The sequence below is a fragment of the Saccharomonospora sp. NPDC046836 genome (assembly GCF_040645195.1).
Lineage (GTDB): Bacteria > Actinomycetota > Actinomycetes > Mycobacteriales > Pseudonocardiaceae > Prauserella_A.
The window spans coordinates 1-25,520 of sequence record NZ_JBEYXW010000055.1 but is presented as its reverse complement, the minus strand read 5'-3'; the positions used below and the strand labels follow the sequence as shown (position 1 = coordinate 25,520).

Sequence of the window (25,520 nt, the reverse complement as noted above, 5' to 3'; positions counted from 1 at the left end):
AGCCCGTAGCCCGACCCCGGCTAGGGTGGGCGCGTGCTACTGAGTGACCGTGACCCTCCTTCAGCTCCTCCTCACTGACGGTGCACGGCGGCACCACGTGGGTCCGGTTCATGTTGATGAACGGCCACAGCCCGCGCTTCTTGGCGGCGGCACCGAAGGCGGCCATCGGCGCGTTGGCCTCGCCGGTGGCGTTGTACGGCACCAGGGGCTCGCGCGTCTCGCGGTCCTTGACCAGGTCGAGCGCCCAGAACATGCCGACGCCCCGGACCTCGCCGACGCTCGGGTGACGCTCGGCGAGGCGGCGCAGCTCCGGCTCGACCACCTCGGCGCCGAGCCGGGCGGCGTTCTCGACCACACCCTCCTCCTCCATCACCCGCAGCGTGGCGACGGCGGCGGCGCAGGCCAGCGGGTGCCCGGAGTAGGTGAGGCCGCCCGGGTAGGGCCGCTTGGCGAAGGTCTCGGCGATCTTGCCGCTGATGGCGACGCCGCCGAGCGGCACGTACCCGGAGTTGACGCCCTTGGCGAAGGTCATCAGGTCGGGCACCACGTCGTACAGGTCGGCGGCGAACCAGGTGCCGGCGCGGCCGAACCCGGCCATGACCTCGTCCAGGATGAAGACGATCCCGTACCGGTCGCAGATCTCGCGGACGCCCTGGAGGTAGCCGGGCGGCGGCGTCATGATGCCCGCGGTGCCGGGGATGGTCTCCAGGATGATCGCGGCGATGGCCTGCGGGCCCTCGTAGGCGATGGTCGACTCGAGGTGGGCGAGGGCGCGCTCGCACTCCTGCGCCTCGTTCTCCGCGTAGAAGGGCGTGCGGTAGAGGAACGGCGCCCAGAAGCGGACGACGCCGGCGCTGCCGTTGTCGGAGGCCCAGCGGCGCGGGTCGCCGGTGAGGTTGATCGCGGCGGCGGTGGAGCCGTGGTACGAGCGGTAGGCGCTCAGCACCTTGGTGCGGCCGGTGTGGACGCGGGCCATCCGCACGGCGTTCTCGACGGCCTCGGCACCGCCGTTGGTGAAGAAGATCTTGTCGAGGTCGCCCGGGGTCCGCTCGGCGATGAGCCGGGCCGCCTCGGAGCGTGCCTCGACGGCGAAAGCCGGGGCGAAGGTGGCGAGTCTGCCCGCCTGCTCCTGGATCGCCGCGACCACCTTCGGGTGCTGGTAGCCGATGTTGGTGAAGACCAGGCCGCTGGAGAAGTCGAGGAAACGGTTGCCTTCGTAGTCCCAGAAGTACGACCCCTGAGCGCCGGCCACGGCGAGCGGGTCGATCAGGTCCTGCGCGGACCACGAGTGGAACACATGCGCCCGGTCGGCGGCCTTGACGGCGGCACCGGTCTGCGGGTCGGGCTCGGGGAGCCCCGGAAGGGGAGAGCCGTGCTGGCTGGACTGAGGGGTCATGCCCACAGGCTAAGAGCGTGGAAGGCGGCCGGGGCAATGGGCGGTGTGTCTGGTGGCGGGAGGCGGGCGCGACAGGTTGTCGGGTGGCGGCTCCCACGGGGCGGCCGGGGCGGGGAGAGCGCCCGGGCCGCCCCCGGTATCAGCCTCGTCCCTTGGCCACCTTGAGCGCGGCCGTGGTCCGCGCCTCGTCGAAGGCGTCCACCGGGTCCTGGTCCCCCTTGCGCCAGGGCGAGGCCCCGCACCAGGGCCCGATCGCGCGGAACACCGGCAGCGCGGCCTCGTACATCTCGCACCGCATCAGGTGGTACGCGAGGAGGTGGCGCAGGCCGGGCAGGCGCGGGTCGGTCTCGGGGACGGTGGCGAGGGCCCGCGCCACCGTCAACAACAGCCCCTTGTCCGCCGGCTCGGTCCCCATGAGGCGCCGGCCGGACCGTTGCCCGTCCTCGTCCAGCGCGTACAGGTAGACGCCGGGGAGGACGGAGCCGGGCGGGGCGGCGGCCAGGGCCCGCTTGGCGAAGTCGTACATCAGCTCGTCGGAGCCGTGCCACTTGGCGCACCAGTACTGGAGGGCCTGGAGGTGGCCCGCCCAGTGGTAGGGGGCACGGGTCTGGAGCCCCGCGAAGAGGCGGGAGAACTGGCCGTGGTCGTAGTTGAGGGCGCGGGCGGCCGTCAGCATCACGACCCAGGGGCCGGGGTCGGCGGGGGCGAGTTCGGACGCCTCGTGGGCGGCCTTCATGGCGTCGGGGAGCATCCGCTGGAAGGTGTCCATGTGGGCCTGGGAGACCTTGTGGGCGTAGGCGCTGCCCCGGATCGCCCAGGCCCGGTGGACCATCAGTCCGGCGCGGACGGTGGCCGCGTCGCCGCTCTCCGGGTGGGCCTTGCGCCACCGCTTGAGCCAGTCGTCGTCCTCCTGGGCGAGTTCCTGGAGGAGTTCGACGCGCGACCAGCGTTCGTCCCAGTCCTGCCCGGCCGCCTCGACGTAGGCGGCGGCCTGCTTCCACTCCCCCCGGCGGGCGCCGAGGACGGCCTCGACGAAGACGTCGTGGTCGGGGTCGGTCCGCGGGGGCCCGGCCCGGTCCGGGTCGAGCTGGGCACGGGGCACCAGGCCGTGCGGGGCGGGGTCGAACGCCGCCCGCTCCCGGGAACGACGCACCCGGGAGGCTATGGAGGCCACACCGATACCGGCGGCCGCGAAGACGAATATGCTGATCACCGCGTGATCATGCCGCCACGCGACCCCCTGGGCAAGGGAATTGGCCCGGCCTCTCCCGCCCGGCCGGGGAGCACCTTGTCGTTCCGGTCCGGATACGAAGGGTGGCGGTCCGGGGCGCGGGCGCACGCCCGCCGACTATCCTCCGGAGCAGTGGCAGACGCGTGTTACGGGGGAGGCGGCGCCGCGATGGAACAGCTCGGTCCGGGGGACCCGCAGCAGATAGGGGCGTACCGCCTCCAGGCCCGCCTCGGCGCGGGCGGCATGGGACAGGTCTATCTGGCGCGTTCCGGACGCGGGCGCACCGTCGCGGTGAAACTGGTCCGGCGTGAGCTGGCCGAACGGGCCGAGTTCCGCGACCGGTTCCGCAAGGAGGTCGCGGCGGCGCGGCGGGTCGGCGGCGCCTGGACGGCCCCCGTGCTCGACGCCGACACCGAGGCCGAGGTGCCGTGGCTGGCCACCGGGTACGTCGCGGGCCCCTCGCTCCAGTCGGTGGTCGCCTCGCACCACGGACCGCTGCCCGAGCGCTCCGTCCGCATCCTGGGCGCCGGTCTCGCCCACGCGCTGAAGGACATCCACGCGGCCGGACTCATCCACCGCGACCTCAAGCCCTCCAATGTCCTGCTCACCATCGACGGCCCGCGCGTCATCGACTTCGGTATCGCCCGCGCCCTGGAGACCACCGCCGAGGCCGCCCTGACCCGGACCGGCGCCGTGGTCGGCTCGCCGGGGTTCATGGCCCCCGAGCAGGTCCGCGGCGACCGCGTCACCCCGGCCGCCGACGTCTTCTGCCTCGGCTCGGTCCTCGCCTACGCGGCCACCGGCGCGCTCCCGTTCGGCACGGCGGGCAGCGGCGTCCACGCCCTGATGTACCGCATCGCCCAGGAGCCGCCCAACCTCGCGGACGTCCCGGAGAACCTCCAGGGCCTCATCGGCGCCTGCCTCGCCAAAAACCCCGAGGACCGCCCCACCCTGGACCGCCTGCTCGCCCTGACCGGCGCCGACGACACCGTCAGCGACGGCAAGGCCATCGACCCCTGGCTCCCCGGCGGCCTCGTCGCCCAGCTCGGCCGCCACGCGGTCCGCCTCCTCGACCGGGAGGACCCGGAGAACGGCCCCGCCGCCGGGGCCACACCCGCAGCACCCGACGTCTCCGCACCGGCCGAGGCACCCGGTACGCCCGCCGGCAGGCCGGGCGCGCCGGGCGCTCCCGCCACCCCGGCGACCCCGCCCGCTCCGGCTCCGGCCCCGGAGTCCACCCCCGCTCCGCCGGACCCGGGCACCCCCGGCACACCCCCGCCCGGCGGCGTCAACCACCTCCCCACGGTCGTCGTCGGTACCACCCCGCCACCCCCGCCCCAGCCCACGGCCCAGCCCCACGGGGCCCCGGCTCCCTCGGCTCCCCCGGCCCACGCCTACGGCCAGCCGCACCCCGCGTACGGCTACCCCCAGCCCCACCAGCACCCGGGGCTGGCGCCCACCCCGCCCTACGGCCCGGCCCCGCTGCCGGTGCCCGCGCGCGACCGGGCCCCGACGGTCCTCCTGCTGGTCGTCGCGCTGATCGTCGCCCTCGGCGCGGGTGCCGGGGTGTACGCCTACCTCAGCGGGGACGACGGCGACGACCTGGCGACCGACCCGAAGCAGCCCTCGCCCACCGCTTCCGCCGATCCGGGCGGCTCCGGCACCCCGAGCAGCGACGCGAGCCCGGCCGAGGGCACGCCCTCCGGCGACGAGGACGACGACGAAGGCGAGGGGGACACCGTCCCCGCCGCCTTCCTGGGTACCTGGACCACCACCATCGGCACCACCGACGAGCGCCGTCTCGTCCTCCAGCAGGGCGAGGTGGGCGACACCGTCCTCTCGCTCACCGCGACCGGGCCGCTCCAGGGCAGCGCCAGTTCGTACCGCTGCGTCTTCCAGGCGGAGCTGACCGAGGTTCCGAACTCCCGTGGCCCGGTGCGGGTCGGCCCGTCCCGGGTGGTGGTCGGCGAGCCGATGACCTCGTGCAGCGCGGGCGAGTCCACCACCCTGACCCTGCACGGCGACGGCCGCCTGACCCGCGTCAACGACGTGACCGGGGAATCCCTGACCTACACCAAGACGGGCTGAGCCCGGCCCGGATCAGGCGGAGGGCTCACCCGTCCGGCCGCCCTTGCGGAAGCTCCACCCGGTGTTCAGGCAGGCTTCGGCGAGCGGTTCGAAGTAGCCGTCAGGGTGTCCGAGTTCGGCGGCCAGCTCGTCCCAGCGGTGCTCCACCACGTACTCCTTGCAGCGGTCGCAGGCGAACCACTGCTGGGACTCGTGGCGGAGCTTCTGCTTGGTGCCCTCTTCGTCGGTGACCCGCCAGAAGTGGACGGACTTGACCGGGAACATCAGGGCCAGCGGGCGGGACGGCTCCCAGCAGAGGGTGCAGACGCGGGGCGTCCACGTCCGCTCGGGGGACAGGTCGTCGAAGTAACCCATGGGCGCAGGGTACTCGCGCTCGTCCGGCAGTCGTCCCGCCATCACTCACTCCCGTCGGATTGCCAGCCAGGCGGCGATCGCCTCTGTCATGGGCATACCCGTCTCGATCTCGACGAAGAGGAACTGACCGCCCGCGTTCGCCTCCAGGAACCATGGATCGCCCTGCTCGTCGATCGCGAAGTCAAATGCGGCGTAGGCGAGTTGGGCCTCCTGGAGATAGCGGCGCACGGCCGCGCGCAAGGAGCCGTCCACCTCTCCGGCCACCCAGGTGCTGGCGTCGGCGGGGAGGAATCGCCAGTCGAGGGTGGGGGTGCGCGGGGTGACGTACGCCGGGAAGTACCGGTCGCCGACGACGGTGAGCCGCAGGTCGGTGCTTTTGGGAACGCGCTGCTGGAGGCAGGTGGCGCAGGCCGCGACGCCGGTGAAGTCGGCGTCGGGCGGGACGGCGGCGGTGGGCATGGTGAGCGGCGGATTCTGCGGGTGACGTCCGGTCACCGACTTGACGACGAGCCCGCTCCCGGAGTCCGCGTACGCCTTCTGGAAGCGCGCCGCCTCGTCGGGGTCGGTGGTGACGAGGGTGTCCGGGACACGCAGCCCGGCGCGGGCGGCGGTGGCCAGTTGCCAGAGTTTGTGGCGGGAGCGCTCCAGGGCGTCCGGATCGTTCATCCAGCGTGCGCCGGTGGCGCGCAGAGCACCCCAGAGGGCCCGTTCGCACTCCAGGGTGATCCATGCGCGCTGCTCGGCGGAGGCGTGCGCCCCCGGCGTTCCGGGGCGGCGCACCCACACCGAGCGGATCTCCTCCAGGGCGAGCCGCCCGCCCGGGGTGGCGAGGTGGCCGGTGACCTGGCCGTCCGGGGTGACGCGGACGGCGAGGCCGGCGCGGCCGGGGAAGTCCGCGGGGTCGAGCCGGAGGACCGGGACGCCGCGTCTGCGCAGCCGGAGCACGACCGCGTCGGCGGTGACGTCCTCCTCGCAGGTCAGGACGAGGACGGTCATCGCTCAGTCGTCCCAGTGGGTCTTGCTCCCGGCGGTGGAGGCGGTGGAGCCGAGCCGGGCGAGGAGCGCGGTGTCCTCGGCCGCGTACCCGCCGCCGGCCAGCACGTTGACCTGCTCGGCCTGGTCGAAGGCGTAGGGCGCCGCCGGCTCGCCGGCCTGCGGGCGGGCGTACTGGAGGGCGAAGGGCGTCATCGTCATCGTGCACTCTCCTCGGCGTCTGGCCTCTGTCGGATCGCGAACGGGGGTGTGCGGGTGGCGCCGTGGGTGCCGTGCGGGATGTGCCAGACACCCCCTGAGACGCCCGCCCGACCGGACGTCCGGTCAAGGGAACTTGTGCCCAGAGCGTGGCGAAAGTAGGGACAATCCGGTAATCAATCGCGTTCCTGATTACCCAGACCGGGGGGCAGATGCCAGCGCCGAAGTCCGTGGACCCCACCGCCTCGCTCGCTGCGCTGCTCGGCGCGCGCATCCGCCGGCTGCGGAGAGCGAAGGGCTGGAGCCAGACGGAGCTGGCCGCGAAGGGCGCGACCTCGCAGGGGCGTCTCGCGCAGATGGAACTCGGCCGCGAGACGCCCAGCCAGACGGTCTGCCAACTCCTCGACCAGGCCCTCGACGCCGACGGCGAACTCCTCGCTCTCTGGGCCCACATCGAGCGCACCCCGTACCCGGACTGGTCGCGCGCCTTCATGCGGTTCGAGCAGCGCGCCACCCGGATGCGCAAGTACATGGCCGCCACCGTGCCGGGCCTGCTGCAGACCGAGAGCTACGTCCGCGCCCTGCTGACGGCGGCCCGGCCCAGCGTCGGCGGCGCCCTGGAGAGCCTGGTACGCGCCAGGCTGGAGCGGCGGTTGCTGCTCACCGGGGAGTCGCCGCCGTACTTCTGGGCGATCCTCGACGAGTCCGTGCTGCGCAGACCGATCGGGCAGCCGGAGGTGATGCGGGAGCAGCTGACGTACCTGCTGCACATGCAGGAGACGGAACGGGTCTCGCTCCAGGTACTGCCCTTCTCCGCCGGCGTGCACCCGGCGCTCGGCGGCTCGGTCACCGTCCTCAGCTTCGACCGCCGCCCCGACGTCGCCTACCTGGAAAGTTCGCACTCCGGAGAGCTGATCGACGACCCCGAGGCGGCCGCGGGCTTCGGGCTAGCATTCGACCAGCTTCACGCCCAGGCGCTCTCACCCCATGCGTCCGCAGCCATGATCCGCAACGTGTTGGAGGGCTCCTACGGTGTCACTCGCGTCTCCCGACGGCGTCGCCGGTCCGTGGCGCAAGAGCAGCTACAGCAACACGCAGGGTGGGGACTGCGTCGAGGTCCGCGACGACCTGCCCGGCCTGGTGCCGATACGTGACAGCAAGGACCCGGGCCGCGGGACGGTACGGGTCTCGGACCGGGCGTGGCGTGTGTTCCTCCGGGTGACGCGGGGTTAGGTCCCGCTCGCCGGGGCCCGGTCGGCGCGCCCGCCGGGTACGCCCAGTCGGCCCCGGGGCGGGCAGGGGCGGGGGCCGCGTGCGAGGGTGGAGCACGCAGGCGAAACGGTTCGCCTGCCGGAGAGACGGCGCACGCCGGGTGAGGGGGAGCCGACGGTGACCGAGCAGCGGCAGGACAACCGGCCCCCAGCCCCCTCGCGCCGCTCGCAACGCCGCCAGACCGTGGCCGAGCTGCGCTCCCAGGGCCGCGCCGGTCCCGGACTGCGCGACATACTCCCCGGTTTCGCCGGCATGGTCCTCGTCACCGCCGGCCCCGTCGTCGGCCTCGCCTGGCTCTACCGGGCCTACGGCCTCGGCGCCCTGCTCCTGGGCGTCCTCCTCCTCGCCGCCGCCACCCTGGTCGGCGTCCCCTGGCGGCGCGCGGTGGTCCGCCGGCGCGGCGGCCGCTACACCCCCGCCGAACTCGCCGTCCTCGACGACCACGGCCTCGCCGTCGCCGCCGAACGCATCCTGCGCCGCGACGGCTGGCACGTCCTGCCCATGCCCGACGACGGCCGGCCCCGCCTCTATGCCCGCGACCGCCGCGACCGCCGCCTCGACGTCTCGTTCCGCCCGGTCGACGACGGCCCCGGCGCGGCCGAACCCCCGGGCGGCCCCGCCACCCTGCGCGAACCCGGCGGCCCCGCCGACGACCGGGTGATCCGCGTCGTGATCAGCATGGGCACGTACAGCCCCGCCGAGATCGAATGGGCCTCCCGGCCGGGCGGCGACCACCTGGTCGACGGGCGGCAGTTGCAGCAGTGGGCCTCCGGGACCTCCCTGGACGCGCTCGGCCTGCTCGGCTGACCGTCACCCGGAGCCCGGCGCCCCCCCTCGAACCGCCCCCGCGCCCCTTCGATGGGCCCGAGGTACCGCTGCGTCCAGGCGCACATCAGGTGGGTCGTCTCGCGCAGGGCCAGCCCCGGTTCGGTGAGGGCGTAGTCGACGCGGGGCGGAACAGTGGGGTGCACGTAACGCTCCACCAGCCCGTTCCGTTCCAGCATGCGCAGGTTCTGGGCCCACCACGTCCTCGCGGACGTACGACGACAAGGAGACGGCAGCATGGCGATCACCCTGGTGGGCCCCGAGGGACTGCCGAAGGCCGGTGCCTACCGGCAGGTGGCCGTGGCGACCGGGTCGCGGCTGGGAGAGACCCCGGCCGCGCCCGGCACGCTGGTGGGCGTGGCCGCGCTGGACGTGCCGGAGCACCTGGTCGAGGTGGAGGCGACTGCGGTCCTGGACTGACCACCGCCGCCCCGCCCTCAGCCGCAGGGGCTCACCCCTCGGCCTCGGCCTTTCGCAGCAGCTCCGCCATCCGGTCGAAGCCACGCCGCTCGGCGTGCTCGCGCGGGGTGACGCCGTCCCGGTCGGCGAGGTCCGGGGTGGCCCCGGCGGCGAGCAGCAGCCGGACGGTCTCCCGGTGGTCCGGTCCCCCGTCGCCGAGGATCACCGCCTCCAGGAGCGCGGTCCACCCCAGGCCGTTGACGTGGTCCACCTCCATCGACGCCTCCCGCAACGCGGCACGGATGTACGGCACGTGCCCGCGCTCGGCGGCCGGGATGAGCGCGGTGCCGCCGAACCGGTTCCGCAGCGCCTGGTCCGGCTCGGCCGGCAGCAGCGTCCGCATCATCTCGACGCTGCCGGTGACCCCGGTGACCAGCCAGGCACTGTCGTCCCGGTCGTCCTGCGCGTCCGGATCGGCCCCGTACTCGACCAGCGCCCGGGCCGCCGCGACATGGTCACCGAGTGAGGCGAGCAGCAGCGGGGTGCGCCCCGAGGCGTCGCTCACCTCGGTCCGCGCGCCCGCCGCCAGCGCCGCCTTCACTCCGGCGGTGTCACCCGCCTCGGCCGCCTCGATCAGCCGGGCCTCGGCCTTCTTCTGCTCCTGCCGCGACACGGCCTGACCTCCTTCGGCCCCGCTGTTCCCGCTCTTGCGGTCAGCGAAAGAGGGCGGTGACACCGGCCTTGGCGAACTTCTCGTCCAGGTCGCCGCTGGGGGCGCCCGCCACACCGATGCCCGCGACCGGGGCGCCCTTCACGGTGACGGGGGCGCCGCCGGCGAGGAAGAGGGTGCCGGGGATGTCCTTGAGCGTGGGCGCGCTGTCGAGCCGCTTGACCAGCTCGGAGGTGGGCGCGTTCCAGGACACGGCGGTGAACGCCTTCTCCCGTGCCGCCTCGTACGACTCCGGACCGGCACCGTCCCCGCGCAGCGTCACCAGGGCACGCCCGTCCCGGTCGACCACGGCGACCGACACCTTCTGCTTCTCCTTGCCCGCCGCGTCGAGAGCGGCCTGCGCGGCCTTGGTGGCGGCGGCGATCGTCAGGTGCGAGGTCTGCGTGACGTTACGCCCGGAGGCATCGGCGGCCTGGGCCGCGGCGGGCTTCGCGGCAGGAGCGGTGTCCGCGCTGGCGGAGACGGCGCCGAAGGCCCCGGCGCCGAGTGCGACGACGACGGCCGAGCCGGTGAGCACGCGGGTGCGGGTGGAGCGGAAGGCGGTGGAGAAGGACATGGGGACTCCTCGGGTGAGCGTCCGCACCGGGCCGGCACGGAAGGGGAATCGGGGTGGGCTGTCGGCCCGGGCCCGCGGCGTGTTCGCCCGGTGGGACCTTGTCGGGCCGCCGGGCCGCCGGCCTGCTTCCATCCTGGTTCCGGGGCGTGCCGCCACCCGTCCTCCGCCCGGCTCGCGGGGCCGTACCGGACGGGCGACACGCGGGTCAGCCGATCGGCTGATGCGGCGGGCGGGGGCCGGGGCGATGATGCGAGGACCCCCGGCTCGCGCGGCGGGGCGGGCCGACGGCACCCCGGGCGGGCCGGAGCCGCACACCGCACGGGCCGCCCACCGCCCGCAGCCCGAGTCCCGTCCGGCAGTCCCGCACCACCGAAGGCCAGGCCCCACCCCATGCGCCACCCCGCCGACGCCCTCCAGCCACCGCCCTCCCCCGGGGCCTTTGCTCCCGGCGCCCAGACCCGAGACGACCGCCTGCTCTCCGCCCTCCTCACCACCGCGTTCGTCGTCCTCCTCGCCGGCGCCCTGCTCCGCTACGTCCTCAAGCACGGCGGCAGCGACCGGCTGCCCTGGATCGTCGGGCTCAGCGTCGTCCTCGCCGTGGTGCAGGTCGCCGGGCAGGCTCGGCCCGGGAGCCGTCGCGCCGCAGGCGTACGGCTGGCCGTGGTCGTCGCCTGCTGGGTGGTGATCGTGCTGCTCGCGCCGAGCTTCGCCTGGTGCGCGGTCCCCCTGATCCACACCGCGCTGCGGCTGCTCCCCACCCGCTCGGCCGTCGCCCTGGTCACCGCCCTGGCCACCCTCGTCGTCCTCGCCGAACTCCGCCTGGCAGACGGCTTCGACCCCAACCATCTCCTCCTCCCCCCGGTCGTCGCCGCCCTCGCCACCGGCGTCTTCGTCTACCTGACCCGCGAGGCCACCCGCCGCCAGCACCTCATCGACGACTTGGTCCGCACCCGCCGCGAACTCGCCGCCACCGAACGCCGCGAGGGCACCCTCGCCGAACGCCAGCGCCTCTCCCGCGAGATCCACGACTCCCTCGCCCAGGGCCTGTCCAGCCAGAACATGCTGCTCCAGGCGGCCGACCGCCAGTGGGACACCGACCCCGTAGCGGCCCGTACACATCTGCGCACCGCCGCCTCCATCGCCGCCCACGGCCTCACCGAGGCACGCCGCCTCGTCCACGACCTGGCCCCCGCCGACCTCGCCGAGGGCGCCGGGCTCGCCCAGGCCCTCGCCACCCTGGCCGCCCGCGAGTCCCGCGACGGCCTCACCGTCCGCTTCCACGCCGAGGGCCCCGACACCCACCTCCCCGACCAGGCCGCCTCCGCCCTCCTCCGCACCGCCCAGGGCGCCCTGGCCAACGTCCGCGAACACTCCGGCGCCCACACCGCCGCCCTCACCCTGACCTGCCTCGACGACACGGTCGCCCTCGACGTGGCCGACGACGGCCGGGGCTTTCCGGCTCCCGAGCCCGGCGGTACGCGCGACCCGCTGGGCGACCCCGACCCTCTGCGCGGCCACGGCCTCCCCGCCATCCGCGCCCGCCTGCGCCAGCTCGGCGGCACCCTCGCCATCGAGTCCACCCCGGGCGAGGGCGCGGTCCTCACCGCCACGATCCCGCTGACCCCTGCCACCTCGCCCGCCCCGTAGGAGCCCACGTGCCCGCCGCCGACGACGAGCCCACCCCACCCCCCGTACGCCTCCTCCTCTGCGACGACCACGCCGTGGTCCGCGCCGGCCTGCGCGCCCTCCTCTCCAGCGCCCCCGGCATCGAGGTCGTAGCCGAGGCAGGCAGCGGCGAGGAAGCCCTCGCCCTCACCGCCCTCCACCACCCCGACCTGGTCCTCATGGACCTCCAACTCGGTGAAGGAATCGACGGAGTCGAGACAACCCGCCGCCTCACCACCCTCCCCGGCCACACCCCGTACGTCCTCGTCCTCACCACCTACGACACCGACGCCGACATCACCCGAGCCGTCGAGGCCGGCGCCACGGGCTACCTGCTGAAAGCCGAACGCCCCGAAGAACTCTTCACCGCCATCCGGGCCGCGGCCTCAGGCCGCACGGCCTTGTCGCCGCCTGTCGCGCAGAGGGTGATGACTCACTTGCGGAACCCGCAGCCGGAGCTGACGCCGAGGGAGCGGGACATTCTGCGGCACTTGACGCAGGGGTTGGGGAACCGGGAGATCGCCAGGGCGTTGTTCATCAGCGAGGCGACGGTGAAGACCCATCTGGGCCGGATTTATCAGAAGTTGGGGGTGGAGACACGGGCGGGGGCGGTGGCTGTGGGGAAGGAGAGGCGGTTGTTGGGATGAGGGGTCGTCGGGGGGAGCGTATTCGCAGATCGGGTGGGTGTGGTGGGCGGGGGTGCGCAGGCCGGGGGTTGAGAGGGAGGGGAGCGGTGGCTAAATCGAGGGACGGCAAAGGGCGTCTGAGAGTGCAGGTGGGGAGGTGTGTTTCCGCGAGCACGGGGGGAGCCCGACGGCCTCGATGAGGACAAGGGCAGGCGGATCACGGCGCTGGAGGTAATACCGCTCCCCCGGCGGCCTGACTAACCTCCCCCTAAGCCTCCCCCCACCCGAACCCAGCCCCATCCCCCCGCTTGGGCAAATGCGGCTCCCCCTCGGTGAAGACCACCCGCACCCCCTGCCCCCGCAAGGTCTCCACCGCCCGCCCCACCGCAGGCTGCGTGCCCAGCGCCGTGGACCAGAACGGCGCGGCGACCACCGGCACCCCGAGATGTACGGCCTCGGCCGGCACCCCCGATGCCACCGTGTCCGTGATCCCGGCCGCCCACTTGCGCACGTGGGAGACACGGCCGGGGCCTGCTCCTCGTGGACGCCGTCGCCGCCCGCTGGGGCGCCGACCCCGAGCGCTGGGGCAAGCGCGCCTGGGCGCAGGTGCGTGCGGCGTGAACGCGTACGAGAGGCCGGACACGCACGAGCGAATGGGCGCGCGGCCGGCAGCCAGCGGGGCGAGGAGCGCCGGGTCCTCGCAGGCCGTGCGGCCTATGCCGGCAGCGAGGAGGAGGTACGTGTTCCGACGGGCGTGCCGGACGCGTGGACTCCGGCCTTCCTCGCCCAACTGATCGTCCCTGAGGCGCAGCTCGTCCACGTCCGTCGGCGGAGGGCGAGCAACGGAGGCACCTGTTCGCCCCGGGCCGCGAGTCCTTCGCCAAGCTCGTCCCGGGCTCCCCGGCCTCAGCCGGCTGGACCGTGCGTCGGGGCGGACCCGTACGTCTCCGGGGCCAGGTCGAGGAGGTCCTGCCCGCCTGGCGCGACGCGGGAAGTCCGGGTATCGACGCCGCACGGCTGCGGATCACGGAGACGGGCGCACCACTACCCGGTCCACGGCGCGAGCGCCCCGCCCCTGCGCTGGGTCCACGCCCCGCGGTGAGCCGCGCCCCCTACCGCCTGCGTCCCGCCCGGCGCCGGATCATCCACGGCAGCACGTACCAGCACAGCCCGAACCACACCATCACCCCGCCCACCAGCACCTCGGCGAGCAGCGACGGGACGGCCGTGCGCAGTATCAGCAGCAGCGTGCCGCAGATGGTGAGGGCGAGGAGGACCATGCCGCAGACCATGAGGCGGGCGGCGGCGTCGACCAGTTCGTCCTTGACGCGCAGGCCGGAGAGAAAGCGGTGGAGGGAGACCGGGGCGATGAGGGAGGCGGTCGCCAGGGCGGCGAGGACCACGGTGACGACGTAGATCCCGCGGTCGAGGCCGTCCAGTTCGCCGAAGAGCGAGGTGAAGGCGACGCTCAGCAGGAAGCCGAAGAGGATCGAGATGCCCGTCTGCGCGACCCGGGTCTCCTGGAGGACCTCGTTCCATTTCCGGTTGACCCGCTCGCGGGCCGTCTCCGGACGTTCCTCCTCCAGCTGGGGCGGCCCCGCGGCAACCGTGCGGGCGTGCTGCCCGCAGGAGCAGGAAGGGCAGGTGTACGGGTCGGTCATGGTCATGGTCGGCATCCTCCGTCTCAGCTCCGTCCGTGTGCCCCGAACCGGTACGAACATGCAGGTGGGGCGGGTGCCACGGGTCCCGGGGGGACGGAAGCCCCGGCTCCGGGTGAACACCTCCCGAACTTCCCGCCACCACCCCCGCAGCGGCTCCGCGCCTCCTACGGTGTCCCTCCCCGACCCGTACAGGCGTACGGGCGGGGTCGGGGCCGATCGGGGGAGGGGCCGGGATGGAGTGGGTGGTCAACGCCGAGAACGTGATCGCGGTGGGGACGTTCGCGGTGGCGAGTTCGATCGCGTTCGGGCAGTGGTGGTACGAGCGGATGGTGCCGCGCAGGCGGCGCATCGGGTACCGGGTGCAGCTCGACACCGCCATCGGGGACGGCGACGTGCACCCCAACGAGTCGCTGACCCCGGACGAGAAGCCCCCGGTGTTCAGCCGTCCCGCCCGGCTGACCTCGATGGCGTTCCTGGTCAGCATCGCGCTGCTGGCGGGGCTGATCGTCACCGGCGGCGAGCCGCCGCCGATGGGGTGCGCGACGGGGAGCCTGGAGGTGACGGGCTCGACGGCGTTCGCGCCGGTCGCCGAGGAACTGGCCGAGGCGTACATGGAGCAGTGCCCCGGCTCGAAGATCACGGTGACGGCGCACGGGAGTACGACCGGCCTGCGGGAGCTGGCCGAGCGCGGGGCGGCCGCGAAGGACGGCGCCCCGGGCCTGGTGGCACTCTCGGACGGGCCCGCCCCCCAGGGCCAGGAGACCGGGGACGTGGGCGCCGAGGGAGGCGAGGGCGGCGGCCTGGCCGGGACGCGGCTCGCCGTCTCCGTCTTCACCCTCCTCGCCCACGCCGACGTCCCCGTGTGGAACCTGACCCTCGCCGACCTGCGACGGATCTACGCGGGCGAGGTGACCGACTGGCGCGAGGTCGGCGCCGGCCGTTCGCTGTCGATCGTGCTGGCCGGCCGGGGCGCCGCCTCAGGCACCCGGGACGTGCTCCAACGCCGCCTGCTGGACGGGGCGTTCGAGCCGCCCGCCTCCTCGCGGGACTGCTCCCGCAAAGACAACCCGACGGCGCCCGTCATCCGTTGTGAGCTGGACACCACCGACCAGGTCATCGCCACCGTGGCCCGCGTCCCCGGCGCTCTGGGCTACAGCGAACTGCGCACCACCAGCACCCTGGAAGGCGTCCGCAGGCTCAGCCTGGACGGGCGGCGCCCCACGCTGGACGGCGCCGGCCACGACGCGTACCCGTACCGGGAGATCGAGTACGCGTACACCTACGGGCGTCCCCCGGCAGACTCCCTGACCGCCGGTTTCCTCGCCTTCGCCACACGCGGGCCCGGGCAGGACGTGGTGCGCACCCACGGGCATCTGCCGTGCGGGACGCCCGAGGGGCTGCGGATCTGCGGGGCGGCCGACTGAGCAGCGGCGGGCGGGAGTCACCTGCCGCCGGGCTCCGGGAGCTCCTCGCCGAAGTGGTACGGGGCCAGGCAGTAGCTGAAACCGGCCTCGCCGTTCAGCTCGATCTTCTCCTGCTCGCAGTAGGCCGCGAGGCCGTCCGCGATGTGCCAGGAGCCGCCGTCGAACCAGAAGATGCCGCCCGCGTAGTGGATCGTGGCGCCGGAGTCCGGGTCGGTGAGGTTGAGCGACTCGTAGTTCTCCGGGCGGTCACGGACCAGGGCCACCAGGTCGTCCGGGACGCCTCGGTACAGGGAGACCTGAAGGGCGTAGTCGTCCTCGGCGTAGAGGTTGAGGGAGCCCTCGTGGTCGAAGGTCAGCAGGAGGGCGCGGCCGTCAGCGGTGAAGTACCAGACGGCGGACTGGCCGCCGCCGTCGTTCCAGGCGAGGCGCTCCGCGCCGTCGACCGTGGCCGGCTCCACGTCGGCCTCGGCGGCGACCAGCGCGGCGCGCCGGCGGACCTCGCCGAGCGCGGTGGCCTGAAGCGCCTGCCAGGTGGCGTTCTCCGCGAGAAGGGCGCTGCTGTGGTTGCCCATGCCGGGAAGGGTAGGGGACGGGACCGACAACGCGGCGGGGTGCCAGGGAGAGCTCTTGGCCCCTCCCTGGCACTACGCCGCTCTCCCGTCTACCACCCCCTCGCGCTCCGGCGGACCCGGACCACCAGCCACGCCCCGGCCAGACCGGCGTCCGGCAGCGGGCCCGGCGGGTGCGGCCCCGAAGACGGGTCCGGGGTCGGCTTCGGACCGGGCTTGCGGTGGGTGCTGGTGCTCGTGCAGGTCACTCTGCCCAGGGTGACCGTGGCGGGTGACGGCGGTACGACGGTGTTGACCATCGTGCAGGTGCCGCGCTGAACGGAGTTGACGGTGAGGAGGAGGTCACGAGGCCCGCTCCCCCGTCGTCGCCACGGCACGTCGACGAGGTCAGCTCGTAGCCGCCGGGCCCGCCGTCCTCCGTGATCTGGTACGCCCGGCCGGGGCGGACGGTGACGACCGTGACGGCCGGGTCGGGCGCGCCGGTGACCGTCTGGGTGGGGACGCCGGCCGGGTCGGGGTCGATCGGCGTGGCGGTGCCGCCGGTGTGATGCGCGGCGAGGTGACCGGCTCCCGGCGGAAGCGGTCCGGTTGCTCCCGCCCGACCTGACCATGAACCCGCCCGGCCCCGTCGCGGTCGAGCTGCACGTGGTGGCCGCCGTGGGCCGGGGCGTCTGGAACCCGGTACGGCGTGGTGACGGTCCCGCCCATCCGGAACGCGTCGTTCCCGAACCATGCTTCGGGCGCCGCGACCCGCCGTACCCAGAACCCCGGCCCCTCGTTGAAACCCCCGACGGCGGTCCCGGTCACGACGAAGGAACAGTCCCCGTCCGCATCGGACACGCAGGTGAACGTCGGCGTCTCCCCGTCCGCGGCCTCGTACAGGCCGGGCCGCACCCCCGCCAGGCATTCCAGGAGGTCAGGGAGCGCGATGAACAGCCACAACGAAAAGAGCCTCCGCATGTACAGCCAGGCACTGACCGCCCTGCTGGAACTCCGCAAGGCCATGACCACCGAAGAACCTCCCCGGGACTGACCCCACGTGCCTCCGCCCACCCCCCGCACCCTCCACCTGAGAGGCCGCCGCTTCTCCTGCCTCGACTTCGGCGGTCCCGGCCCCACCCTCCTCGCCCTCCACGGCCATTTCGGCCGCGGCACCACCTACGCACCCCTCGCCGCCGCCCTCACCAGCCGCTATCGCGTCCTCGCCCCCGACCTCCGCGGGCACGGCCTCTCCGACAACGGCGGCACCTTCACCCTCGAGGAGTACGTGGCCGACACCGCCGCCCTGCTGCACGCCCTGGAGCTGACCCCGGCGGCGGTCCTCGGCCACTCGATGGGCGGCGCCATCGCCTTCCTCCTCGCCGAACGCCACCCTGAGCTGGTCCAGACCCTGGTCGTCGCCGACATGACCGTAAAGAACCAGCCACCGGAGACCCAGCCGATTCTGGACATCACCGACTGGTCCCGCCGCGTCCCGTGCCGCGAGGCCCTGCGCGAGGCGGTCGAGACCCGGGGCATCCCTGACACCGCCTGCTTCCTCGACAGCGCCCACCACTTCCCCGACGGCTGGGGCTTCCTCTTCGACCAGGCCGACCTGATGGCCTCCCAGGCCGCCCTGGCCGGAGACTTCTCCGCCGCCTGGGTACGCTCCGCCGGGCCCCCCGCACTCCTCCTGCGCGCCGAGCACAGCTTCCTCCTCACCCCGTCCACCGCCCGCTGGATGGCCGACGCCCGCCCCGACACCGCACTCCGCGAACTCCCCGCCTGCGGCCACTGGCTCCACACGGACGACCCGGCCGGGTTCGCCGAGGCGGTCGCCGCCTTCCTGGACAGCCGACGCCCCGGCGCGGGCACACAGCACGGGCACCCGTGAGCGACACCGCCCACGCTGTCCACCACCGACCATCCCCCAACCCCATTACGCGAGCCCTTTTCCACGCCTTGACGCTCCCTCACCTCTGCTCACGGAACCCGTCACTCCTCACTTCCACACCTCACCCTCCCCACCTCGCCGGAACCCCCCACTCCAGCCCCCTCCCACCCCTCCCACCGCAGGTCAGCGGTCCCCCACTCCAGCCACTCGCCGCAACGATCTTCATTGCCCGACGTCACGCGGCGTGATACACAGAGTGACCATGCGTGTCCTCGTGCACCGCTCCTCGTTACCGGCGGGGCGCGCGGACGGGTTCCCACGCAAACTCGGCCAGGGATTGGCGCCAATGCGGTGCCGCAACACCACACTCCTCGGCGAGAATGGGCGTGACCTCTGCACACCGGCAGAGGGCGAAGAACAACCCACTAGGGGCGGTGAGTTACATGCTTATGGCAGCCGACAAGGGCGACATCACCACCATCATCGGCGGGATCGCCCCCAACTGGGGGCCCTTCGGCGAGCTGGGGAACGAAGCGAAGACCATGATCCAGGTGGTCATGGCCATCGCCATCCTGCTCTGCCTGGGCATCGCGATCTGGGGCGCCGCCAAGCAGCGCATCGGCGCGACGGCACTGCGCGACACCTTCAGCGCGGAGCAGGGCAAGGGCCTGATCATCGCCGGCCTGACCGGCGTCTTCATCATCGGCTCCCTCGGCACCCTCTTCACGATCGTGTACGGCATGGCCGTCTGACCGCCCGCCCCGCCCCCACCACCCGTCCGTCGAGCCCACCGGCTGAGGTCGTGTCTCCCTGATGTCCAGTCACCACACCGCGCCCGCGCGGCCACGAGCAGGACTACCGTCGTACGTAGCCCACCGAACGGTGCGGCCCTACGTCGACGCCGAGGGGGCGTACGCGGCATGAATCCGGGAGACGAACAGGGCTACGACACCGACGAGCGGTACGGCGGCACGGGCCAGACCCGCACCCGCCTCCCCGGCGACGAGGACACCTACGACACCGCCCGCCGCTCCATGCGCCCCTCCAGGAGCCTCATCACCGTCGTCGGCGTCGTGGTCCTCCTCATCGCCGCCATCGCCTTCGCCAACCAGAACACCGGCAACCCCGACACCCCTTCAGATGCCCGGGGCCCTGCCGCCTCCCCGACGTCCCCCACAGGCACGAAGCCGGTGGACACCCAGACGTCGGGCATCCCTACGGGACATCCCCGGACCAAACAGGGGGCGGAGAGCGCTGCGGCGAATTACGCGGTGGCTCTCGTCTCGGCGGAGATCATCAAGCCGGCCCGTCGCAGCGAGATCATCGACAGTGTCTTCGTCGCTGAGAAGAAGGATGAGCTCACGGCGAAGTTCGACAAAGCGTACTCGGACAAGTTCCTGAGCGATCTCGGGCTCGACAAGAACGGCGAGGCGGCCACAGGGTCCACCTACATCTCGAGAACAACACCGGTCGGCACCAAAGTCCGCAGCTTCTCCGCCGGCCAAGCCTCGCTCGAGGTGTGGTGCACGGGCGTGTACGGCACGGCAGGCGAAGACTCCCGAAACCCTGTGACCAGCGACTGGTTCACCCTCACTCTCGATCTCCGCTGGGCGGAGGACGACTGGAAGGTGGAGAGCTTCTCACAGGCCCCCGGGCCCGCCCCGGTGAACGGCGACAACCGCGTCTCCCCTGCGGACGAGATCTCCAAGGCCGTCGAAGGGTTCGGTGGATTCAGCTATGCGCGCTAGTGCACGGGCCATCAGGTTCTCCGCGCTTGTCGCAGCGGTACCGACAGCACTTCTGCACTCCGCGACAAGCGCGTTCGCTGCCCCGGACCCACCAGATGACGAACGCTGCGACCTCATCGTCGGTCCCGCAAGGGACTACTGCGAAAGCGGTACCAACCCCTCCGGCGGCGGAGCCGGCACCAGGTCCACCCCCGACCCCCTGGGCTCCACCCTCGACCCCCTCTCCTCCCTCGCCAAGGGCTGCGCCCAGGCCGCCGCCTGGACCGTCGACAAGCTCTCCGACGCCGTCGACTCCACCGCCAACGTCGACTTCACCAACCCCCAGTTCCTCCAGCAGTACGCAGTCGTCTTCGCCGCCTCCACGGTCCTGACCCTGCTGCTCTGGCTCCTCGCCGTGGCCAAGCGCGCCGTACGGGGCGTGCCGCTGACGACCGCGCTCTCCGAGGCGATCGGCTTCCTCTGGCTGACCGTGCTCGCCTCCGCCTTCACCCCCCTGATCCTCTACACCGTGGTCTCCGCGACGGACAGCGTCACCACGGTCCTGGCCAAGTCGACCGGCGGCCAGACCGACGCCTTCTTCGGCACCTTCTCCGAAGCCCTGAAGAAGGGCGAGGGCATCGGAGGCGGCCCGATCATGCTGATCGTGGTCTCTCTCGTCTCGATCGTCGCCGCGGGCGTCCTCTGGCTCGAACTGGTGATCCGCGCCGCGCTCCTCTACGTCGGCGCCCTCCTCGGCACCGTCGTCTACGCCGGCCTGGTCGACAAGAACCTCTGGAAGCACGTCCGCCGCTGGGCGGGCATCATGATCGCCGTGATCCTGGTGAAGCCCGTGATCGTGATCGTGCTCGGCCTCGCCGGCGCGCTCTCCTCCGAGGACGGCCCCAACGCCTTCTCCGCGGTCGTCTCCGGCCTCGCCATCATCCTCCTCGCCATCTTCGCCAGCGCCATGATCTACCGCTTCGTCCCCGGCTTCGGCGACGAGATCGCCGCCTCCCGCAACAACCGCCTCTCCCACGGCGCGGAGGGCCGCGCCGCAGCCGTCCTCTCCTCCCCCGCGGCCCTCGTTTCGCAGGGCATCAAGGCCCACAGCGGCCGCCAGAGCGGCGGCGACGGCGGCGGCTCCTCCCAGCCCCGCCCCGCCAACCAGGCGAGCGGCGGTATGGCCGCTCACGCCTCCCGGGGCGGCTCGGGCGGCGGCTCCCCCAGCGCGCCCCCTCCACGCTCGGGCAACCCGGTCAACAGCCCGCACGCCGGCTCCCGAGGCAGTTCCACCGGCTCCCCCCGCTCCGGAGGTGACGGGCGTTGACGACGACGTCCCACTCGATCGCACCGCGCCGTACGTATCTCATCGGCCGCGCCCGCCCCAACGCCGTCATCGGCAAGAACCGCGAGACCGGCGAGATCGTCCTGATCGTCTTCGGCGCGTTCCTCGGCATGATGTGCGGGCTGCTGGTGCCCACCCTCTCGGTACGCATCGCCCTCCTCGCGGGCCTCCCCATGGTCGGGCTGGCCGCCGTCTACGTCCCCTACAAGGGCCGCACGTTCTACAGGTGGTTCGAGATCAACCGGAGCTACAAGCGGATGCTGCGCCGCGGCACCACCTACCGTTCCTCCAGCGCCGAAGCGGGCACCCGCCTCGACGGCCGCGAGGTCGCCGTCGGCCCCCCGCCGGGAATCGGCCGCATCAACTGGCTCGCCGCCCCTTTCGGCCCGGACGAGATCGCCGTCCTGCTCCACGCCGACCGGCGGACCGTCACCGCCGCCATCGAGATCGAGGGCCCGGGCGTCGGCCTGCGCGACTCCGAGGACCAGGAAGCCCTCGTCGACCGCTTCGGAACCCTGCTGAAGCACGTCGCCAACGGCGACGGCTTCGTCACCCGCCTCCAGATGCTGGCCCGGACCCTGCCGGCCGACCCCGACGCCCACGCCAAGGACGTCGCCCAGCGCGGCGACTCCCGCTCCCCCGGCTGGCTGCAGAGCTCCTACGACCAGCTCCAGTCGATGGTCTCCACCTCCAGCGAGCAGCACCGCGCCTACCTGGTCGCCTGCATGCACTACTCCCGCGAGCTGGCCTCCGAGGCCAACGCCATGGCCCGCGCCTCCCGACGCCAGGGTGGCGGCCGCCGCCTCGACCGCGACGCGGGCCTCGCCGTGGTCATGGCCCGTGAGCTCACCGACATCTGCTCGCGCCTCCAGGAGGCGGACATCCGCGTCCGCCAGCCCCTCGGCCAGAGCCGCCTCTCGTCCCTGATCCACTCCATGTACGACCCCGACCACCCGATCGACCACATTCAGGCCATGTCCCAGCGCAACGCCTGGCCCGCCGAACTCGACGCCGTCGAGCCGACCTTCCTCAAGGCGAAGACCCGCGAGTCCAGCACCCGGGCTCCCTGGTGCCACGCCACCGCATGGGTGAAGGAGTGGCCGATGACCCCGGTGGGCGTCAACTTCCTCGCCCCGCTCCTCGTGCACACGCCGGACGTGATCCGGACGGTCGCCGTCACCATGGACCTGGAGCCCACCGAGGTCGCCATCGAGCGCATGCTGACCGAGAAGACCAACGACGACGCGGACGCCTCCCGCGCGGCCAAGATGAACCGCACCGTCGACCCGCGGGACGCCGCCGCCAACTCCCGACTCGACCAGCGCGGCGAGGACCTGGCCAGCGGCGCCGCCGGCGTCAACCTCGTCGGCTACATCACGGTCTCCTCCCGCAACCCTGAGGCCCTCGCCCGCGACAAGCGCACCATCCGCGCCTCGGCCGGAAAGTCGTACCTGAAGCTGGAGTGGTGCGACCGCGAGCACCACCGCGCCTTCGTCAACACCCTGCCCTTCGCCACCGGCATCCGCCGCTGACCCCGTACGCCACGACCCGCTGAAGGAGGGCCTGCCATGCGCGATCCGCTGACCGCCCTGACGGACACGTTCACCTCGTTCCTCTTCGGCAGGGTGGAGACGACCCGGCTTCCTGTCCGCACCTCCACCGGGCAGGCACAGGCCGTGTACCTGCCGACCGCCGCTCCCGGCCTCGGCGACTCGGGCGTGATCATCGGCCGGGAGGTCTACAGCGGCAAGGGGTACATCTACGACCCCTTCCAGCTCTACGGCCAGCAGCTGCCGGCGCCCCACTGGCTGGTCCTCGGCGAGTCCGGCAACGGCAAGTCCGCGCTGGAGAAGACGTACGTCCTGCGCCAGCTCCGCTTCCGCGACCGCCAGGTCGTCGTCCTGGACGCCCAGGGCGAGGACGGGGTCGGCGAGTGGAACCTGATCGCCGAGCAACTGGGCATCACTCCCATCCGCCTCGACCCGACGGCCGCCCTCGACATGGGCATCCGCCTCAATCCGCTCGACCCCTCGATCACCACGACGGGCCAGCTGGCGCTGCTGCGCACCATCATCGAGGTCGCCATGGGCCACGGACTCGACGAGCGCTCCGGCTTCGCCCTGAAGGTCGCCCACGCGTACGTCACCAACTCGGTCACCGACCGCCAGCCTGTCCTGACCGACATCGTCGACCAGCTCCGCCACCCGAAGCCGGAGTCGGCCGAGGCCATGAACGTCGCCATAGACGACGTCCGCGCCTGGGGCCTGGACGTGGCGCTCGTCCTCGACCGGCTCGTCGACGGTGACCTGCGGGGCATGTTCGACGGCCCGACGACCGTCGGCATCGACCTCGACGCCCCCCTCATCGTCTTCGACCTCTCCCACATCGACCGGAACTCGATCGCCATGCCGATCCTCATGGCGATCGTCGGTGTCTGGCTGGAGCACACCTGGATCCGCCCCGACCGGAAGAAGCGCATCTTCCTGGTCGAAGAGGCCTGGCACATCATCAACTCGCCCTTCGTCGCGCAGCTCTTCCAGCGTCTGCTGAAGTTCGGGCGACGCCTCGGCCTCTCCTTCGTCGCGGTGGTCCACCACCTCTCCGACGTCGTGGACGGCGCCGCGGCCAAGGAAGCGGCCGCCATCCTCAAGATGGCCTCCACTCGCACCATCTACGCCCAGAAGGCCGACGAGGCACGCGCCACCGGCCGCGTCCTCGGCCTGCCCCGCTGGGCGGTGGAGATCATCCCGACCCTGACACCAGGCATCGCCGTGTGGGACGTCAACGGCAACGTGCAGGTCGTCAAACACCTGATCACGGAGACCGAACGCCCCCTCGTCTTCACCGACCGGGCCATGACGGAGTCCTCCGTCGACCCGGACGACCTGGGGTTCAACGCGGACCTCCTCGCCGCCGAACAGGAGGCGGAAGAGCGAGCGGCCATGATGGAACAGCACGTACGGGCCCACTACCCCGACGCCGGGCACCACGGCTACCCCGAGTCGACGTCCACGGTGGCGTGAGATGGCCGCCGCACCCCGGGAGCGCGGCTCCTCGGCCGACGCGGCACCCGCCCAGCGCGGCGTACCCGACGGCCTGCTGATCGGCGTCCTCGCCTTCCTTCTGGCCTCCACCTGCCTGGTGTGGACGGCGACCGGCCTCGCCGGCCTCCTCAGCCACGGCGCCTGGCCGGTCGGCGTGGAGTTCACCCGCACCCCGGCAGCCCTCCGATCCCTGCTCTCCGCACCCCAGGACCTGCCGTCCGCCTGGCCCGGGACGCCACCCGCCCAGCTCTCCGGCTGGGGCCTCTTCTGGGGCCTGGCCATCGGCCAGCTCCTCCTGGTCCTCACTCTGGCACTGGCCGTCGCCTTCTCCCTCGCCCGCCGCAAGGCCACCCGGAGGGACCGGACCGCCCGCAACGACGCCATCCCTCCGAGTACCGCTCCTACCGGCATGCCGGCCCCCACCGAGCCGACCCTCCTGAAACCCACGCCCACGACCTCCGCACAGCACTACGCATCGCCCTCCCCAGCCGCACCCAGGCCGGAGCCTTCTTCCTCCCGCACCTCCCCGCACGAGACCGAGTCCCAGCTGTCGCAGCAGGACCCAGATGTCCGATCGTTCGCGGCTGCCCCTCCGAGCACTCCCGTCGAAACGATGTTCCCCTCGCCGCGACCGGAACAAGCCGCTCCCCCGTTCACTCGTTCGAGTGCTTACGGTGTCGACACCGGTCTGCCCGACTCGATGCCGCAGGTCCAGCTCGGCCCCCGGGAACACCGCCTCGAACTGGCCGCCCGAGCCCTCCAGGCAGCGGAGGGCGCCGCCCTCGTCGTCACCTCGGCCCCCATGCTCTGGGCCGAGACCAAGGACGCCCGCAGCAAGCTCGGCCCGGTCCACCTCTACGACCCGTCCCACCTCTGCGACACCCCTGACCGCCTCCGCTGGTCCCCGACCGCAGGGTGCCAGGACATGGCGACGGCCACGACCAGGTCCGTCGCTCTCCTCGCACCCGTCAGGCCGCACTCCCCTCTGGACGCCGCCATCGCCGACACCGCCCAGACGATGCTCCGGTGCTTCCTCCATGCCGCGGAGACCGCCGACAAAGGAATCAAGCACCTCCACCGGTGGTCCCAAGGCAGCCAGCTCCAGGAGGCCGTGACGGTCCTTCGGACGCACCCTCGCGCGGCGGCAGGCAGTGCGGGCGAGCTGGAGAGCGCGCTCACCGCCCACCCGGTCCGCCGGGACCAGGCCCTTGAACTCATCGGCAGGACCCTGGCTTCGCTCAGCTCCGTCCACATCCGCAACGCATGCGTACCCAACCGCACGGAGTTCACGGCGGTGGAGTCATTCGTCGCCGAACGGGGCACTCTCTACGTGGTGGGCGAGTCCGTCGAGGACCCGAAGTCCCATCCGGGCGCGGTCCCCCTGGTCACCGCGTTCGCCTCATACGTGGTCGAGCACGGCCGCCGCGTGGCCGCACGGTCACCCGCCGGCCGGCTCGATGCTCGCGGAGGCGTTGGTGTTTCTGCGCGCGCACGATGCGGATCTTTCTGCGGCGCTGGAGGTTATCTCGGGCGGCCTGGCGGGT

General features: G+C 72.8%; 25 protein-coding genes and 2 pseudogenes. 15 read left to right on the top strand and 12 right to left on the bottom strand.

Annotation, left to right across the window (positions count from 1 at the left end; translation table 11 throughout):
* The coding region (locus ABZ863_RS33080; RefSeq protein WP_358543460.1) for an aspartate aminotransferase family protein at positions 1 to 1,396 on the bottom strand (1,396 nt) is incomplete at its 3' end.
* Between the two features lie 139 nt (positions 1,397 to 1,535).
* Positions 1,536 to 2,609: a DUF4034 domain-containing protein gene (locus tag ABZ863_RS33075; RefSeq protein ID WP_358195034.1), complete on the bottom strand. Its 1,074-nt coding sequence runs from the start codon at positions 2,607 to 2,609 to the stop codon at positions 1,536 to 1,538.
* Between the two features lie 186 nt (positions 2,610 to 2,795).
* Between ABZ863_RS33075 and ABZ863_RS33070 the strand changes: the two genes are divergently transcribed.
* Positions 2,796 to 4,715, top strand: a complete 1,920-nt coding sequence (locus ABZ863_RS33070; RefSeq protein WP_358341694.1) for a serine/threonine-protein kinase — start codon at positions 2,796 to 2,798, stop codon at positions 4,713 to 4,715.
* A gap of 12 nt (positions 4,716 to 4,727) precedes the next feature.
* Here ABZ863_RS33070 and ABZ863_RS33065 read toward each other — a convergent pair whose 3' ends face one another.
* The 3 genes from ABZ863_RS33065 to ABZ863_RS33055 are packed head-to-tail and all read right to left on the bottom strand — an operon-like array spanning position 4,728 to position 6,263.
* Positions 4,728 to 5,111: a hypothetical protein gene (locus ABZ863_RS33065; protein WP_008413917.1), complete on the bottom strand. Its 384-nt coding sequence runs from the start codon at positions 5,109 to 5,111 to the stop codon at positions 4,728 to 4,730.
* A 3-nt stretch (positions 5,112 to 5,114) separates the two neighbouring features.
* Entirely contained in the window at positions 5,115 to 6,065 is a 951-nt protein-coding gene (locus tag ABZ863_RS33060; RefSeq protein WP_128464101.1) for an MvdC/MvdD family ATP grasp protein, read from the bottom strand.
* A 3-nt stretch (positions 6,066 to 6,068) separates the two neighbouring features.
* Positions 6,069 to 6,263: a hypothetical protein gene (locus tag ABZ863_RS33055; RefSeq protein WP_023422216.1), complete on the bottom strand. Its 195-nt coding sequence runs from the start codon at positions 6,261 to 6,263 to the stop codon at positions 6,069 to 6,071.
* 209 nt (positions 6,264 to 6,472) lie between these two features.
* On the opposite strand from ABZ863_RS33055, the gene ABZ863_RS33050 reads away from it, so the two are divergent.
* The 3 genes from ABZ863_RS33050 (at position 6,473) to ABZ863_RS33040 (ending at position 8,339) form a co-directional block, all read left to right on the top strand.
* Complete coding sequence (locus ABZ863_RS33050; protein WP_023422217.1) at positions 6,473 to 7,414, top strand: helix-turn-helix transcriptional regulator; 942 nt, start codon at positions 6,473 to 6,475, stop codon at positions 7,412 to 7,414.
* The gene (locus ABZ863_RS33045; protein ID WP_234479791.1) at positions 7,389 to 7,493 is read left to right on the top strand and encodes a DUF397 domain-containing protein; all 105 of its coding nucleotides are present in this window, start codon (positions 7,389 to 7,391) and stop codon (positions 7,491 to 7,493) included. The genes ABZ863_RS33050 and ABZ863_RS33045 overlap by 26 nt, the downstream gene beginning before the upstream one ends.
* Before the next feature lie 156 nt (positions 7,494 to 7,649).
* On the top strand, positions 7,650 to 8,339 hold the full coding sequence (locus tag ABZ863_RS33040) for a hypothetical protein (protein ID WP_033953927.1): 690 nt from the start codon (positions 7,650 to 7,652) through the stop codon (positions 8,337 to 8,339).
* A 26-nt stretch (positions 8,340 to 8,365) separates the two neighbouring features.
* Here the strand turns inward: ABZ863_RS33040 and ABZ863_RS33035 are convergent.
* Positions 8,366 to 8,548, bottom strand: a pseudogene (locus tag ABZ863_RS33035) (winged helix-turn-helix transcriptional regulator); the annotation flags it as partial.
* A gap of 46 nt (positions 8,549 to 8,594) precedes the next feature.
* On the opposite strand from ABZ863_RS33035, the gene ABZ863_RS33030 reads away from it, so the two are divergent.
* Positions 8,595 to 8,777, top strand: a complete 183-nt coding sequence (locus ABZ863_RS33030) for a hypothetical protein (RefSeq protein WP_128464102.1) — start codon at positions 8,595 to 8,597, stop codon at positions 8,775 to 8,777.
* 31 nt (positions 8,778 to 8,808) lie between these two features.
* On the opposite strand, the gene ABZ863_RS33025 is transcribed toward ABZ863_RS33030, so the two are convergent.
* Positions 8,809 to 9,429 carry an ankyrin repeat domain-containing protein gene (locus ABZ863_RS33025; protein WP_023422220.1) on the bottom strand — a complete coding sequence of 207 codons (621 nt, stop codon included), beginning with the start codon at positions 9,427 to 9,429 and terminating at the stop codon, positions 8,809 to 8,811.
* 40 nt (positions 9,430 to 9,469) lie between these two features.
* Positions 9,470 to 10,042, bottom strand: a complete 573-nt coding sequence (locus ABZ863_RS33020; protein WP_358543455.1) for a heme-binding protein — start codon at positions 10,040 to 10,042, stop codon at positions 9,470 to 9,472.
* Positions 10,043 to 10,432: 390 nt separating this feature from the next.
* Between ABZ863_RS33020 and ABZ863_RS33015 the strand changes: the two genes are divergently transcribed.
* Together ABZ863_RS33015 and ABZ863_RS33010 are read left to right on the top strand one after the other, a co-directional pair.
* Positions 10,433 to 11,689, top strand: a complete 1,257-nt coding sequence (locus tag ABZ863_RS33015; protein ID WP_358195037.1) for a sensor histidine kinase — start codon at positions 10,433 to 10,435, stop codon at positions 11,687 to 11,689.
* Positions 11,690 to 11,697: 8 nt separating this feature from the next.
* Complete coding sequence (locus tag ABZ863_RS33010) at positions 11,698 to 12,354, top strand: response regulator transcription factor (protein ID WP_033953919.1); 657 nt, start codon at positions 11,698 to 11,700, stop codon at positions 12,352 to 12,354.
* Between the two features lie 247 nt (positions 12,355 to 12,601).
* Here ABZ863_RS33010 and ABZ863_RS33005 read toward each other — a convergent pair whose 3' ends face one another.
* A complete protein-coding gene (locus ABZ863_RS33005; RefSeq protein WP_358543452.1) occupies positions 12,602 to 12,844 on the bottom strand; it encodes a hypothetical protein in 243 nt (80 codons plus the stop codon).
* 601 nt (positions 12,845 to 13,445) lie between these two features.
* Positions 13,446 to 14,000: a DUF6328 family protein gene (locus ABZ863_RS33000; protein WP_023418151.1), complete on the bottom strand. Its 555-nt coding sequence runs from the start codon at positions 13,998 to 14,000 to the stop codon at positions 13,446 to 13,448.
* Positions 14,001 to 14,227: 227 nt separating this feature from the next.
* Between ABZ863_RS33000 and ABZ863_RS32995 the strand changes: the two genes are divergently transcribed.
* Positions 14,228 to 15,418, top strand: coding sequence for a substrate-binding domain-containing protein (locus ABZ863_RS32995; protein WP_358290040.1), 1,191 nt, complete (start codon positions 14,228 to 14,230; stop codon positions 15,416 to 15,418).
* A gap of 17 nt (positions 15,419 to 15,435) precedes the next feature.
* Here the strand turns inward: ABZ863_RS32995 and ABZ863_RS32990 are convergent, their stop codons facing one another.
* Both ABZ863_RS32990 and ABZ863_RS32985 read right to left on the bottom strand, forming a co-directional pair.
* A complete protein-coding gene (locus ABZ863_RS32990; RefSeq protein ID WP_358543450.1) occupies positions 15,436 to 15,990 on the bottom strand; it encodes a hypothetical protein in 555 nt (184 codons plus the stop codon).
* Between the two features lie 384 nt (positions 15,991 to 16,374).
* The gene (locus ABZ863_RS32985; RefSeq protein WP_358543447.1) at positions 16,375 to 16,929 is read right to left on the bottom strand and encodes a hypothetical protein; all 555 of its coding nucleotides are present in this window, start codon (positions 16,927 to 16,929) and stop codon (positions 16,375 to 16,377) included.
* Between the two features lie 97 nt (positions 16,930 to 17,026).
* Here ABZ863_RS32985 and ABZ863_RS32980 point away from each other — a divergent pair, with 97 nt between their 5' ends.
* The 7 genes and pseudogenes from ABZ863_RS32980 to ABZ863_RS32950 all read left to right on the top strand — a co-directional run.
* Positions 17,027 to 17,860 (top strand): alpha/beta hydrolase, encoded by an 834-nt coding sequence (locus ABZ863_RS32980; RefSeq protein WP_358341697.1) that lies wholly within the window; start codon positions 17,027 to 17,029, stop codon positions 17,858 to 17,860.
* A gap of 443 nt (positions 17,861 to 18,303) precedes the next feature.
* Entirely contained in the window at positions 18,304 to 18,612 is a 309-nt protein-coding gene (locus ABZ863_RS32975; protein WP_003949576.1) for a hypothetical protein, read from the top strand.
* A 168-nt stretch (positions 18,613 to 18,780) separates the two neighbouring features.
* Positions 18,781 to 19,608, top strand: a complete 828-nt coding sequence (locus tag ABZ863_RS32970; RefSeq protein ID WP_033953316.1) for a hypothetical protein — start codon at positions 18,781 to 18,783, stop codon at positions 19,606 to 19,608.
* Positions 19,598 to 20,914, top strand: a complete 1,317-nt coding sequence (locus ABZ863_RS32965) for a hypothetical protein (RefSeq protein WP_033953315.1) — start codon at positions 19,598 to 19,600, stop codon at positions 20,912 to 20,914. The genes ABZ863_RS32970 and ABZ863_RS32965 overlap by 11 nt, the downstream gene beginning before the upstream one ends.
* Positions 20,911 to 22,464, top strand: coding sequence for an SCO6880 family protein (locus tag ABZ863_RS32960; RefSeq protein ID WP_023418158.1), 1,554 nt, complete (start codon positions 20,911 to 20,913; stop codon positions 22,462 to 22,464). Before ABZ863_RS32965 ends, ABZ863_RS32960 begins: the two co-directional genes overlap by 4 nt.
* A gap of 36 nt (positions 22,465 to 22,500) precedes the next feature.
* A complete protein-coding gene (locus tag ABZ863_RS32955) occupies positions 22,501 to 23,955 on the top strand; it encodes an ATP-binding protein (protein ID WP_124273723.1) in 1,455 nt (484 codons plus the stop codon).
* Between the two features lies 1 nt (position 23,956).
* A pseudogene (locus tag ABZ863_RS32950) lies at positions 23,957 to 25,520 on the top strand (hypothetical protein); the annotation flags it as partial.